Raw genomic sequence first — 12,933 nt, 5'->3', positions numbered from 1 at the left:
GCCGGGCCAGCGCCCGGCAGATAATCAGGCATAGAGATCCAGCTCACCTTTCCAACTCAGATCCAGCACACCCTGTGCTTCCTGCAATTCATCGTCATCCAGAACGCTGACCACCCCATTGCCGTGGACATCTTCAGATTGATCGCCACCCTGTCCCTGGCCAGATCGCGTTGACGAATCTGAGACGTCGAAGCTCTCCAGCCCCAAACCCTGGGCACCAAGCATGTCGCGGAGTCGGTGGCTGTGTAATTCCAGTTGATCCCGGACGGCCGAATTGGTGGTGTGAACGGTGACAGCCGCCTGGTCATTCTGCACCTGGACACGAACCTCCATAGGCCCCATATCTGCCGGAGTGAGATGTATTTCAGCCATCGACATGTTCTGGGACGTCAGCCAGGCCAGCTTACCCATCAGCTTGTCACCCCATTCAGCGTGACCAACAGGTAACTCAACACTGGTGGTGTAACTTCGCAGTGGTATAGCGGCCTCCAGCGGCTTTTGTCCTGCCGCCGCTGTCAGCGACTGCGAGGCAAGGTCAAGACTGCCCTGAAAACGGCTGGCGATAGCCGATCCGGTGTCCGCCGTCTTTCCCGCTTCTGCCGACAATTGCCCGACCAGACTCTCCATCAGTTTTAATGTCGTTTCGGCGGAAGACCTGCCCTGGCCAGTCGTTGAATTACCCTTGCCACCCAGCATACCTTCGAACACGCCTGCCATCAGGCCGGGTGCAGAGGGTGTCTGACCAGTCAGACCCGGCAACCCAGGCACCGCGCCCTGACCGGTCACTACTGGTGAATCGTCTCGCTCACTTATCAGGGCCTGCAAATCAGCAAAAGTGAAGACCAGATCAGCGTCTGAGGCCTCGACCTCCAGCGAGGCCTTATCAAGCCCCGCGGGTGGCACGATATCTGCAAAATCCGTTTCAGGTGCGTCGTCCTCTACGGAAGAAACGGCGGCTACGGTATTCTCATCGCTACTGGCAGGGTCAGCTTGCAAGTCTCTATCGGAAGGCTTTGCCGGGGAAGTTTTCGCCTGCGCAGTGCCTGCGACCCCGGCAGATTTATCGGCCGGTAACCGGTCAGCGCGGCGATCTTCGGCCCGCTGGTCCTGTTGTGCACGAGTCGCTGCACGGGCAGCCTCACGGCGATCCAGCCGTTGCTGCTCCTGGCGGGAAACCGATTCGTATTGACGATTATCGGGAGCCTCTCGATTAGCAGATGGAGACTTCTCTGTCGTCGCTCCCTGCAAGTCGGGGGGCGGGCTTATGGGTAGTACCGATCCTGGCATGGCAACCTCTTGCCGCTTTCTGGCTCAGATGTGTGTTTAATCTGAACTGAGCAAAACCGATGCCAAGGTGGTGGATGTTCAATGTTGGAGGCTTTGCTCCAGCATGCGACTTATCGTCTCGAACTCTGTCGCTATGGTGTCCAGTAATACAGCAGCGCCATCCAGTTGCTGTTCATTACCTGCCTTCTCGGCTTCATAACACAATGCCCCCAACCTGGGAGCTCCAATATTGATGCAACTGCCCTTGAAACTGTGGGCAGATTTCTTGAACGCATCCGCATCCGAGCTCTGCAGAGCTGACTTCAGTGCCTCAATCCTGTCACGGGAGTCCGCGATATACGTTCGAATGAGCACATCGAATTCATCTTCCATTACATCCTGCAGTTCAGCTAATGCTTCCTCATCCAGGTGCGGCTTATCGTTCATAACCAACTCCCCTGTGCTGATTTTCGGGCTCGACTCAATCCTGAGCCTGTGCCTCAGTAAAATCCCAATGATAGACTACTTCAATATGATTGCCTTGCTCTTTAAAGGTCAGCGAACGGCTGAGCTGTTCTAATAAAACCAGGCCACGGCCAGCATAACGAGCCTGGGGCTCGCCATTTTCCAGAGCCGATACCAGCCCCGCGAAATCAAAGCCTGTGCCCGAATCCTTGCAGAGGATGCGTAATTCACCTCCACGCCGGGTCGTTTTGTGGTCCAGGGTAAATCGGATGTAATGCCCTTCGCTGTCTGCCAGCCGACGTTCCCGCTCGGCATAGTAATGCCCGAAGCCCTCGGGCGAACTCTTCCAGCTCGAAGGGAGCTCAAGGATGCCGTGCTCCAGGGCGTTGGTATACAACTCGGATAACAGGGTATACACCTCGCCACTGCGACGTCGAAGGCCGGGAACCTCCATACAAATATGCAGTAGCAACGGCAACGGATTGAAATGGCTTAAAGTCTGATTACCAATCTCATAAACACAGGACCAATGGGCTGGCCCGTGCAGGGCTGACTGGGGAATACGGTTCGGCAAGTCTGCCAACTCTTCTTCCTCAACCATTTCAAGTGTCACGACGGTGAGATCATCCTGAACCATCTGTGCTCCGGTAAAACCCTGCACCCCGTTCATGACGGCGTCGAAGGGTGTCAGTGCATCACGACCTTTATCCAGTTGCGAGAGCAGACGGGCTTCACCGAACATTTCACCTTCCAAATTCTCGGCTTCCAGAATCCCGTCCGTAGCGATCAGTAAAGTATCGCCCGGCTCAGTTCGAATGTGCTCGACGTTGGCTGCAAACCGCTCAGGGGACAGCACGCCGAGGGGTAGATGGTTAGATGCCAGCACGACGCGCTCGCCGTTGTGCCGGATCAGATAACCATCTGGCAGTCCGCCATTCCATACTCGCAGGCAATGCAAGTGAAAGTCCGCTTCAATAAACGCGGCACAGCAGAACATACCGGTGGGCAAGATACGCTTGAGTTTCTGGTTAATCTCCCGCAGGACATCCCCGCAACCAAAGCCTTTGCTGGTCATGCCGTAGAATATTTCGGCGACCGGCATGGCGCCGATGGCCGCTGGCAGACCGTGACCGGTGAAATCACCGATCAGGATATGCATACCTCCGGACGGTCGGGGACAGGCAAACAGGATATCGCCATTGAAAATGGACATCGGCGAGGCGTGGTATCGGATATTGGACGCATCAAGACAGCCCGTATGAGCGACATTGTCAAACACGCGCTTGGCCACTTGCTGTTCACTCAGCAACTGACGATTACGGTCGTGGATCAGGTCCCGCTGGTAGCTGAGGGTTCGATGCATCAACCGCATTCTGTTGAAGGCCTTAATTTTCGCTTCAATAATGATGCGGTTATAGGGTTTGGAGAGGAAGTCGTCGCCGCCGGACTCAAGGCAGCGCGCCAGCGCACCGGCATCCGACAAGGAGGTCAGGAAGATAATCGGAACCAGCACCTCCCCGGCCAAGCCCTTGATAGCTTGCGCGGCTTCCATCCCGTCCATGCGGGGCATCATGACATCAAGCAGCACAATCTGGGGTTTGAAATTCCGAAATTCCCTGATGGCTTCCACGCCATCCGCCACGCCTCGCACCTCGTGGCCCTGCCGTTTTACCATGGTTTGCAGAATCAATCGGTCACTGTCGCTGTCGTCAGCAATCAGCACTCGCAGTGGGCCTGATTCGGGGAGAGGTTCCTCCATACATGATCTCCCTGGTGGCGCTTCATAAAAAGCCTTACGGGCAACTAACGGATGGCAAACAGCTGTTCAAAGTTGGAAATTGTCAGTATTCGCCTGACATCATTGTTGCAGTTCTCTATTCTGATGCGAGCCGAATCGCCTCCGGCGTAATCCCGTAACAGCAACAGCATGCCAAGCGCAGAACTGTCGAGGTAGCTGGTGTCGCACATATCGATCACATAATGGCTGACTTCCTGGTCGCCATGTTCGTAGGCATCCCGGAAAGCCTGATGGGTACTGAAATCAAAACGCCCCTCAATCTTTATGGTCAGGGTGCGGCCATCTTCGTGTCGCTTAGTCTGGATCGCCATCCGGCATCCTCCATTTTGTCAGCAGGCATCTGCAAGGCGGGATTTCGTTTCAGACAGTGATTACTTTTCATCTCGTCCGGCGATTGCGTTTCATTTCACGCGATGATTACTAAAAGGATAGCTGAGCAAACATAATTTGCATCAGGTATTTGATAAAGCTTTGCCTTATTTTGACTTGAGACGCCTTCTGGCGTGGGCACGCCCGGCCGCTTCATCCTGCTGTTTCTGGTCCCGGGAATCAGTGGCCCGTTGTTCCTGCATCCGGCAGGCATCGATATGCCGCGCCATGCCCTGCCTGCGGTCATACGCCGCTCGCCAGTCTTCGCGGCGCTTGTCGAACACCTCCATGGATCGGGCGACCTGCTTCTCCTGTTGCTGGATGACCTGGTCAAGTTGAGAGATAAACGCCTGCCAGCCCTCGAGTCGGCTGACGGAAATGACACCCTGCTGGCTGTTTCGCATCTGGGTTCGGTAGTCTGCCTGGTATTGGCGTAGCTCCTCCAGCCTGTGTTGATGCTGCTGAACCTGCTGCCGAGCGCGGGTCATGTGCTCAAGAGCCTCACTTTCCCGGCGTTGTTCCAGCGCCAGTACGACTTCGAGTCTCCTGGACCTCAGCATTACTCAGTCTTTCCGCCACGGGCTGGTTTGATATCCGGCACCACTGCACCCAACTGTTCGACACTGGTAGTGAGCGGAGCGCTTTCAGCAAGATTCTGACGCAGGAAGGCCCGCATGTTATCAATATGGTCGATTGCGTAATCGGTTTCAGGGTCGGAGCCTTTGACATAGGCGCCGACACTGATCAGGTCCCGCGCCTGCTGATAACGCGCATACACCTGCTTGAATCGCTGGGCGTTGGCAAAATGGGCCGGGTCTGTAACCTGCGGCATCACCCGGCTGACCGAGGCTTCCACGTCAATGGCGGGGTAATGACCCTCTTCCGCCAGGCGACGGGATAGCACGATGTGGCCATCGAGGATCGCCCGCGCCGCGTCGGCAATGGGATCCTGCTGGTCATCACCCTCGGTGAGTACCGTGTAGAAGGCAGTGATTGAGCCACCGCCAGGCTTACCGTTACCGGTTCGCTCAACCAGCTGGGGCAATTTGGCAAACACAGAAGGAGGATAACCCTTGGTGGCCGGTGGCTCACCAACTGCCAATGCGATTTCCCGCTGGGCCTGGGCATAGCGGGTGAGTGAGTCCATCAGGAGCAACACGCGTTTGCCCTGATCCCGGAAGTATTCTGCAATCCGGGTAGTCAGCATAGCGGCCCGAAGACGCATCAACGGGGAGTCATCCGCCGGTGAAGCCACTACCACGGACCGTGAGAGCCCTTCTTCACCAAGAATATCCTCGATGAATTCCTTTACCTCGCGACCCCGCTCCCCGATCAGGCCAACCACTGTGACATCGGCGTCAGTAAAGCGGGTCATCATGCCCAGCAGCATGCTCTTGCCAACGCCACTACCGGCAAAAAGCCCCAGTCGCTGGCCCTGACCAACAGTCATCAAGGCGTTGATCGCCCGGATACCGACATCCATTGACTGACGCACCGGCGCCCGGTGCAACGGGTTAATAATTGCCCCGGCAAGTGCCACCTGGGCTTCAGCCCGGAGCGGGCCGTGGCCATCAAGAGGGTCGCCTGTGCCATTGATAACACGGCCTAACAGCTCAGGACCCACCGGAACTCTGCTGGCGACGGACAACGGCACTACGCGAGCGCCGGGGCGCAAACCTTCGATGGCGGTCAGCGGCATCAGGTAAACCCGGTCATCCTCAAAACCAACAACCTCGGCCTCGACAGTGCCGCCCCCCTGCCCTTGAATCAGGCAGCGGTCGCCGACCACCATCGGGCAGCCAACGCATTCAAGTGTGAGACCCACCATGCGGGTAAGACGGCCTGACAGTTCAGGCTCAAGTTCGGGGGGGAGGTAATCGGTCAGGCGTTGCAGGCGCTCAGCCAGGGGACTGCTCATCATCACCCTCCTCACCCGATGCCTTATCATTCAGTTCGTGTTCCGAGTTTTGTTCCGGTTCAGGTTCCTGCTCTGATGCTGATGCTGGCTGTGGTTCGGGTTTCGGTGCAGGTGCGGGGCTTGGCTCTGACGCAGTGTCTGGCGCCTCACCAGGCTCAGAGAGAACCTCGCGATGAAAATCGGTCAGGTCGCCCATCATGGCATCAATCTCGACACTGTCGCCGGGCTGATCGCTTGAGAGCTGCTGGTCCAGCATGCCCTGGACAGCTTTCTGAAAACGCTTTTCAACGGTGAAATCGACCAGACTGTGCCGGGTTTCGACTTTGCAGCCGCCGGGCAGAATGGTGTTGTCGTCAATGATGGAGGTTTCTGCCTCAAAACGGTCCGCAACCTCCCGCACCCACTCACTGTCTTTCGGGTTTACCCGGACTTTGACGTTCTCACGGGTGGAGGGCAGGCTCGCGATCGCTTGGCGAACAATGGCTTCAATATGGGACGAGTCCACCGACAGCTCCCGGAAAATGACCGCCCGGGCAAGCACGGTAGTCAGATTGACAAGGGCGGTTTCGAGTTCATCTTCATGGCGTTGGATAGGATCGAGCAGTTCTGCCATCACACTTTCCAGTCTGGCCAGTTTGGCGTTGACTTCTGAGCGGGAGGTTTCGAGTGCCTTCTTGTGGCCTTCCGCCTGACCCGCTTCCAGACCTTCTTTGCGACCCAGAGCGACCCCTTCGACGTGACCTTCCTTGATGCCGTGCGCCCGCCCATCAGCGTGACCATCCTCCCAGCCAGCTTGCCGAATGGCTTCGATATCCCCGGCGGTCAGGGGTTTCACATCGCGTTCTTCCTCGCGGGTTACCTCGTTGCCTTGCTGATCCAGCAACGGAAGTTCCCATTTTTCATAGGCGGTAAGTTCTTCCTTGGGAATGCGATCCAGGCGGCTGCGGTCTTTCATCACATCATTTCTTCGCCAGCACCGCCGAGGGTGATTTCACCCGCTTCGGCCATGCGGCGGGCGATGGTGATGATGTCCTTCTGGGCACTTTCCACTTCGCTGACACGCACCGGGCCCTTCGCCTCCAGATCATCCTGCAGCAACTCACCGGCACGCTTCGACATATTCTTGAATATCTTGTCTTTGACGCCGTCGTCGGAGCCTTTCAGAGCAATGACCAGCACATCCGAGGACACTTCGCGCAGTAGCGCCTGGATGCCGCGATCATCAATGTCCTTGAGGTTGTCAAATACGAACATCAGGTCTTCTATCGTGGTGGCCAGATCCGGATCCATATCCTTGATGGAATCCATCAGGCTACCTTCGATGCTGCGATCCATGAAGTTCATAATATCTGCAGCACGTTTAATACCCCCGATCCGGCTGGTTTTTGCCGACGAACCGCCAGAAAACTGTTTCTCAAGGATGTCGTTGAGTTCCTGTAGGGCCTGAGGCTGGATGCTCTCCAGAGAGGCCACCCGCATCATGACGTCAAGTCGGACTTTCTCATCAAGGGTACGAAGTATCTCAGCGGACTGATCAGGATCAAGGTAGGAGATCACGATCGCCTGAATCTGGGGGTGCTCATAACGGATGATATCGCCCACCGCACGGGGCTCCATCCATTTCAACGTATCCAGACCGGTGGTATTACCGCCAATCAGGATGCGGTCAATCAAGCTGGCGGCTTTGTCATCGCCCAGCGCCTGGGTCAGCATTGCCCGGATATAATCGTCGTTACCCACCCCAAGACCGGTCTGGCCGCCGACAGCGTCGACAAACTGATCCATGACAAAGGTAACGTCGTCTTTACTGACGTCCTTCATCTGGGCCATGGCGACACCGACACGCTGAACTTCCTTGGGACCCATATGTTTCAGTATCTGGGCCGCATCTGATTCACCCAGTGACATCAGGAGGATTGCGGCCTGCTCTACCCGGGGAATCTTGCGCTGAACCTTTCTGGGCGTTTCTGCCATCTGTGGCGGCTTGTTTTCGTCACTCATCGACATTCACCCATTGGCGCATAACCTGTGCGACCCGGCCCGGGTCTTCGGCAATCAAACCTTTTAATGCGTTCAGGTGTCTATCATAGCCGTCTGCGGCGCCGGGCAACAACAGATCATCACTGCCACCCATGGCGTTCTTCATCGCCTCGCCTCCGCCTAAACCTTCCAGCCCGTCGTAATCATCGCTTTCCAAAGCATCGTCACGGTCACGGCGCGCACCACCGGAGAGGCTTTTCAGTGTTGGGCGCAACAACCCTAGCACCAGCACCAGAATTACCAGACCAGCCAGCACCTGTTTCATCATGTCCCAGAACCATGGCTGCTCCCAAAATGTTGGCTCCTGATATTCAATGGTTTCTGGCACAGCAAAGGGAGTATTCATCACCGTTACACTATCACCGCGAGCGGCAGAGTAGCCCACGGCATCGCGAATCAGCATGGTCATCCGCTGCAGCGCCTGTTCGGTCCAGGGCTCATAGGTCACTTCTCCGGTGGCTGGGTCGACCATTTTCCGATCATCGACCGCCACGGCCACGGTCAGACGCTGGATACGGCCCTGTTCCTGCCGGACATAACTTACGGTGCGGTCCATTTCATAGTTGCGGGTAGACTCGCGACGCACATTCACTGGGGGCGCTGCGACCGGTTCGCCGTCCTCACCATTGGCCTGCTCAGGGACCACAGGATCGGCAGGCGGCTGATTGGCCAAGGCGCCCGGTATGCCACCCAGTGCACCCGTGCCTCGCTGATCAGTCATTTCCCGCTCACTGCGGACGGCCTGTTGATCCGGATTGAACAGCTCTTCAGCCTGCTCCACAGACGAGAAATCCAGGTCTGCCGTGACTTCCGCACGAAAGCGGCCATCGCCGATAATCGGGTCAATCATGGAAGCAATGCGTTGGGTCAGACGCTGCTCAACCCGGGTCAGGTAATCCTGCTGGTCCTGCATCTGCTGGCGGCCGCTGTCTTCTTCCTGGCCTGTCAACAAGTTGCCAGTCTGGTCCACGATAGTGACATTACTTTTCTGCATTTCCGGAATGCTGCCAGCCACCAGGTTCATAATTGCGGCGATCTGTTCCTGCTCCAGCCTGCGGCCGGCGTATACCTCAAGAAATACTGAGGCTGTCGGTGTGCGGGCATCGCGAACAAACACGGATCGCTGAGGGATCGCCAGGTGCACCCGGGCACCTTTTACGCTGCGCATGCTACCGATGGTTCGCGCCAGTTCGCCCTCGAGCCCACGACGGTAGCTAATGGTCTCCATGAATTGGGAGGTTCCCAGCCCGCGATCCTGGTCCAGTAGTTCATAACCAATGGTTTGGGTATCCGTAACACCCTGTGCGGCCAAGGCTAGTCGGGCGTCATAGACGTTTTCAGACGGCACCATCAATGCGCCGGACTGGGGGTCCATGCGGTACTCGATGCCGCTTTGATCAAGAATGGCGGTCACTTCCTGGGGATTGTAGCTGGACAGGTCTCCCACCACCGGTTGATAGTTCGGTTCCTGCGCCCAGAGCACAACGGCTACGCCTAGCGCAACGCTGGCCGCCAGACCGACCATCAAACCTATCTGACGGAGCAAGGTCAGCCGGTTAAAGCCGAAAACCAGATCGTTCCGACTTTCAAGACCGTCCGAGTCATCTGTTGCCGGCATGGCATTGCGAGTGGTTTGTGCAGGTACACTGGCCATGGTTTAGCTCCGCTATCAAACCGGCATGTTCATAATGTCTTCATAGGCCCTGACCACCCGGTTACGAACCTGGGTCAAGGCTTCGAAGGAAACTGACGCTTTCTGGGAGGCGATCATGACTCGGGTGATATCCATGTTGGGATCCCCCAATTCGTAAGCCGTTCTCATGTCGCCAGCCGTTTGCTGTAATTCATTGACCTGCCCGACCGCCTGTTTCAGCACATTACTGAAGCCGGAGGTTTCGTTGCTCTGTTCAACCTGTGCAGGCCCATCCATCCGGCCGCGGATAGAGTTATCCTGCGCGACCTGCTGATTTTGTTGCATTTGAGAGCGCAGAGAGCGTATGTCTGACAGAACACTGTTAATGTCGGCGCGTTCAACCATGGTTAACCCCCTTGGCACACCCACTTGGCTCGGCGAGTGCAGTTTTTGGTATTCAGACGTGGCAATGTCTCGGGTGGGTACCCTGACCTACCGCGGCGGATCGTTAAGTTCTCTGAAGTGTTAGCAAGTTTTCGGCCACATAAAATAAATACTTAAATTACATAGACTTAAACATACTACCGAATCAATTCAGAACAGCTGCGCCGAAGTCTTGACGCCACCTCCCCACCAAAAAAGACGGCGCCAAAAGGCGCCGCACGAGGGGATCAAGGGAATTGGCAGCTTCAGGCCAAGGCCAGTTCCGCATCCAGATCAATACCGGCATCCCGCATCTGGGCCAGCTTGTAGCGAAGCGTTCTTGGGCTGATACCGAGTTTTTCGGCCGCGCGATTACGGCGGCCTCGCTCGTGACGGAGCGTGTTGATGATGATCCGGAATTCCCTCTGTCTCAGATCATTGCCGAGGGATGAAGTATCCTCCTCCATTAACGCCACCGGCCGTTCAGCTTCTGCTTCTTCATAGTCCTGTTCGGCCACGCCATTGCGTGGGACCACCGGCTGAAAGCCCGTGGGTTCGGTAACCACACCCGACAAACCGCTGTTCAGACACATATCCGCCGCGTCTATAACGTTGCCCTGGTGCAATACCAACGCCCTCTGAATAGCGTTATCCAGCTCCCGCACATTGCCGGGCCAGGCGTGGGCCATGAGAGCATGACGGGCATCTGAGCCAAAGGTGATACCGGTCAGCTTCATTTTCTGGCAATGCTGTTTAAGCAACGCTTTAGCTAAAGGCAGAATATCCAGGGGGCGCTCTCGCAAAGGTCGCCATTGCATGGGGAACACACTGAGACGGTAGTAAAGGTCTTCCCGGAACTTGCCTTCACGTACATAGTCAGCAAGATCCCGGTTAGTGGTGGCCAGCACCCGCACATCCAGTTTGATAACTTTACGCCCACCAACCCGCTCCACTTCACGCTCCTGCAGTACTCGCAGTAACTTGGACTGGAGACTAAGGTCCATTTCGGAAATTTCGTCCAGCAGCAGTGTGCCACCGTTGGCCTGTTCAAACTTGCCAGGCGATGAGGCGTGAGCACCGGTAAAGGCACCCTTCTCATGACCAAACAATATCGCTTCCAACATATTCTCGGGAATTGCAGCACAGTTGATCGCTACAAAAGGCTGATCTGCTCTGGTGGATTGCTGATGGATAAACCGTGCCAAAACTTCTTTGCCCGTGCCGCTTTCACCCGAGATCATCACGGTGGAATCACTGGTTGCCACTTTTCTGGCAAGCTGGAACATCCGCTTGCTGATCGGGTCTTCCGCGACCGGCTCATCCGTACAACTCTGACGAGTACCACCCACGACCTTGCTGACAGCCTCTACCAGAACCTGAGGCTCGAAGGGCTTAACCAGATAATCGATAGCGCCTGACTGCATGGCAGAAACCGCATGGCTGATCTGGCCATAGGCGGTGATCAGCATCATTGGCAAACCCGGATAATGCCGCTGCACTTCCGCTAACAACTCATGGCCGGACATCCCCGGCATGTTGACGTCACTGACAATCATGTCCACGGACTCTTCCGCCAGACGCACCATCGCCTGCTCGGCCGAATCCGCTTCCTGAACCCGGAACCTGGCCAACTCCAGTGTGGTTACCAATGCTTCCCGCAGGTCACGGTCGTCTTCAACAATGAGAATTTGAGCCCTGGCCATGAAATGTCTCCGTTTACTGACTGATCGAATCTGAATGAGTCCGGCGACCACCCGCCAACGGCAACCGGATGGTCGCACGGGCGCCACCGGAAGCTGGCGACTCCATTGAAAACTCGCCGTTATGTGCTTTGACTACTGCCTGAACCACCGCAAGACCGAGGCCGGTACCGTGGGACTTGGTCGTATAAAATGCCTCTACAAGATGGTCGGCCTGGTCGGCGTTAAAGCCGGGCCCGTTGTCTTCCACCTGTATTTCCAGATATTGACCCACTGCTCCTACGGTGAGCTGTACATCGTTCGCACCGGCCTCCATGGCATTGTTGACGAGGTTCATGCAGGCCCCGACCAGGGCATCACGATTACACATCAGGAAGACTGCACGCTCCGGCTCAGTAAGCGTTATCTTGACGCTGTCCTGGCTACCAAGACCTTCCGTTGCCGCTTTCAGGCCACGGACGAGCATGTCCGACGACAACTCTTCTGCCAGCCGAGTCTCGCCGCGGGCAAAGATCAGCATGTCGCGCACCTGCTGTTCCAGGTGGGTCAGGCGGGACATCAGTTTGGTGGCGCAACGTTCACGCAGTTCGGGTTCCAGGTCGGTCTGGCAAAGATGACCGCCATAGAGAATGGCTGCAGATAAGGGTGTGCGGATCTGATGCGCCAGAGACGCTACCATCTTGCCCATGGCCGACAAGCGTTGGGCGTGGGCGAGTTGCGATTGGAGACGACGGGTATCTGTCAGGTCGGTAAGCAGAATCAGCTGGCCCGGCTCGTTCTCCATGGAGCGAATTTCAATGCTGACGCGGCGACCATCTTTCAGGGACACTTCGTGGCCGTCGTCCCGACGGGGGGCGAAGCAACGTTGGATCACACTGACCCAGCGTTCGCCATCCAACGGCTCCCCCAAAAGGTTTACAGCTGCAGGATTACACTGGCTAACCACACCTTGACTATCCAACACCACTACGCCGGCAGGCATGACGGCTAACAAGGTCGTCAGCCGATCGGCGAGACGCTCTTTTTCTTCAAGTTCATGCTGACGTTGACGGGTTTCTGCCGTCAGCTCGCCAGACAACTGGTTAACCCGGGACTCAAGGGTGCGGTAGGAATCGGTAATCTGACGGGACATCTGATTGAACAGTTCCAGGGCCGTGCCCACTGTCTCGCCGTTGTCCTGATGCGGAAACAGGGCCGTGACCTTGTCATTGACGTCCGCAGCGGCATTGCTGTCCGTAGCGTTGACATACTCAACGGTTTGCCCTGGCTTTCGCAATGGCGCATCCGCAAGAAACTGTAATTGATTCATAGTGCCCCCTGA

12 protein-coding genes are annotated in these 12,933 nt (G+C 56.5%); all 12 read right to left on the bottom strand.

Annotated elements, in window-relative coordinates; translation table 11 throughout:
* Window positions 1–24: 24 nt before the first annotated feature.
* The gene (locus tag WEB64_RS03200) at window positions 25–1,287 is read right to left on the bottom strand and encodes a flagellar hook-length control protein FliK (RefSeq protein ID WP_368061820.1); all 1,263 of its coding nucleotides are present in this window, start codon (window positions 1,285–1,287) and stop codon (window positions 25–27) included.
* Between the two features lie 78 nt (window positions 1,288–1,365).
* Window positions 1,366–1,713, bottom strand: a complete 348-nt coding sequence (locus WEB64_RS03195) for an Hpt domain-containing protein (RefSeq protein WP_368061821.1) — start codon at window positions 1,711–1,713, stop codon at window positions 1,366–1,368.
* Window positions 1,714–1,747: 34 nt separating this feature from the next.
* Window positions 1,748–3,490 (bottom strand): SpoIIE family protein phosphatase, encoded by a 1,743-nt coding sequence (locus WEB64_RS03190; protein WP_368061822.1) that lies wholly within the window; start codon window positions 3,488–3,490, stop codon window positions 1,748–1,750.
* Window positions 3,491–3,534: 44 nt separating this feature from the next.
* The gene (locus WEB64_RS03185) at window positions 3,535–3,840 is read right to left on the bottom strand and encodes an STAS domain-containing protein (protein WP_368061823.1); all 306 of its coding nucleotides are present in this window, start codon (window positions 3,838–3,840) and stop codon (window positions 3,535–3,537) included.
* Window positions 3,841–4,005: 165 nt separating this feature from the next.
* Window positions 4,006–4,458, bottom strand: a complete 453-nt coding sequence (gene fliJ, locus WEB64_RS03180) for a flagellar export protein FliJ (protein ID WP_368061824.1) — start codon at window positions 4,456–4,458, stop codon at window positions 4,006–4,008.
* Window positions 4,458–5,816 (bottom strand): flagellar protein export ATPase FliI, encoded by a 1,359-nt coding sequence (gene fliI / locus WEB64_RS03175; protein WP_368061825.1) that lies wholly within the window; start codon window positions 5,814–5,816, stop codon window positions 4,458–4,460. The genes fliJ and fliI overlap by 1 nt, the downstream gene beginning before the upstream one ends.
* The gene (locus tag WEB64_RS03170; RefSeq protein WP_368061826.1) at window positions 5,797–6,771 is read right to left on the bottom strand and encodes a FliH/SctL family protein; all 975 of its coding nucleotides are present in this window, start codon (window positions 6,769–6,771) and stop codon (window positions 5,797–5,799) included. The genes fliI and WEB64_RS03170 overlap by 20 nt, the downstream gene beginning before the upstream one ends.
* Complete coding sequence (gene fliG, locus WEB64_RS03165; protein WP_368062256.1) at window positions 6,771–7,790, bottom strand: flagellar motor switch protein FliG; 1,020 nt, start codon at window positions 7,788–7,790, stop codon at window positions 6,771–6,773. The genes WEB64_RS03170 and fliG overlap by 1 nt, the downstream gene beginning before the upstream one ends.
* Window positions 7,791–7,809: 19 nt before the next feature.
* Window positions 7,810–9,510: a flagellar basal-body MS-ring/collar protein FliF gene (gene fliF, locus WEB64_RS03160; RefSeq protein WP_368061827.1), complete on the bottom strand. Its 1,701-nt coding sequence runs from the start codon at window positions 9,508–9,510 to the stop codon at window positions 7,810–7,812.
* A gap of 15 nt (window positions 9,511–9,525) precedes the next feature.
* Window positions 9,526–9,894: a flagellar hook-basal body complex protein FliE gene (gene fliE / locus WEB64_RS03155; protein WP_368061828.1), complete on the bottom strand. Its 369-nt coding sequence runs from the start codon at window positions 9,892–9,894 to the stop codon at window positions 9,526–9,528.
* A 284-nt stretch (window positions 9,895–10,178) separates the two neighbouring features.
* Window positions 10,179–11,615: a sigma-54-dependent transcriptional regulator gene (locus WEB64_RS03150; RefSeq protein WP_368061829.1), complete on the bottom strand. Its 1,437-nt coding sequence runs from the start codon at window positions 11,613–11,615 to the stop codon at window positions 10,179–10,181.
* Between the two features lie 13 nt (window positions 11,616–11,628).
* Window positions 11,629–12,921 carry a PAS domain-containing sensor histidine kinase gene (locus WEB64_RS03145; protein WP_368061830.1) on the bottom strand — a complete coding sequence of 431 codons (1,293 nt, stop codon included), beginning with the start codon at window positions 12,919–12,921 and terminating at the stop codon, window positions 11,629–11,631.
* Window positions 12,922–12,933: the final 12 nt, after the last annotated feature.

It is taken from the genome of Marinobacter sp. (assembly GCF_040882185.1).
In the GTDB taxonomy this organism is placed as follows: Bacteria; Pseudomonadota; Gammaproteobacteria; order Pseudomonadales; family Oleiphilaceae; genus Marinobacter.
The sequence above is the reverse complement of the archived record's forward strand: the minus strand, read 5'-3'. Positions and strand labels throughout refer to the sequence as shown.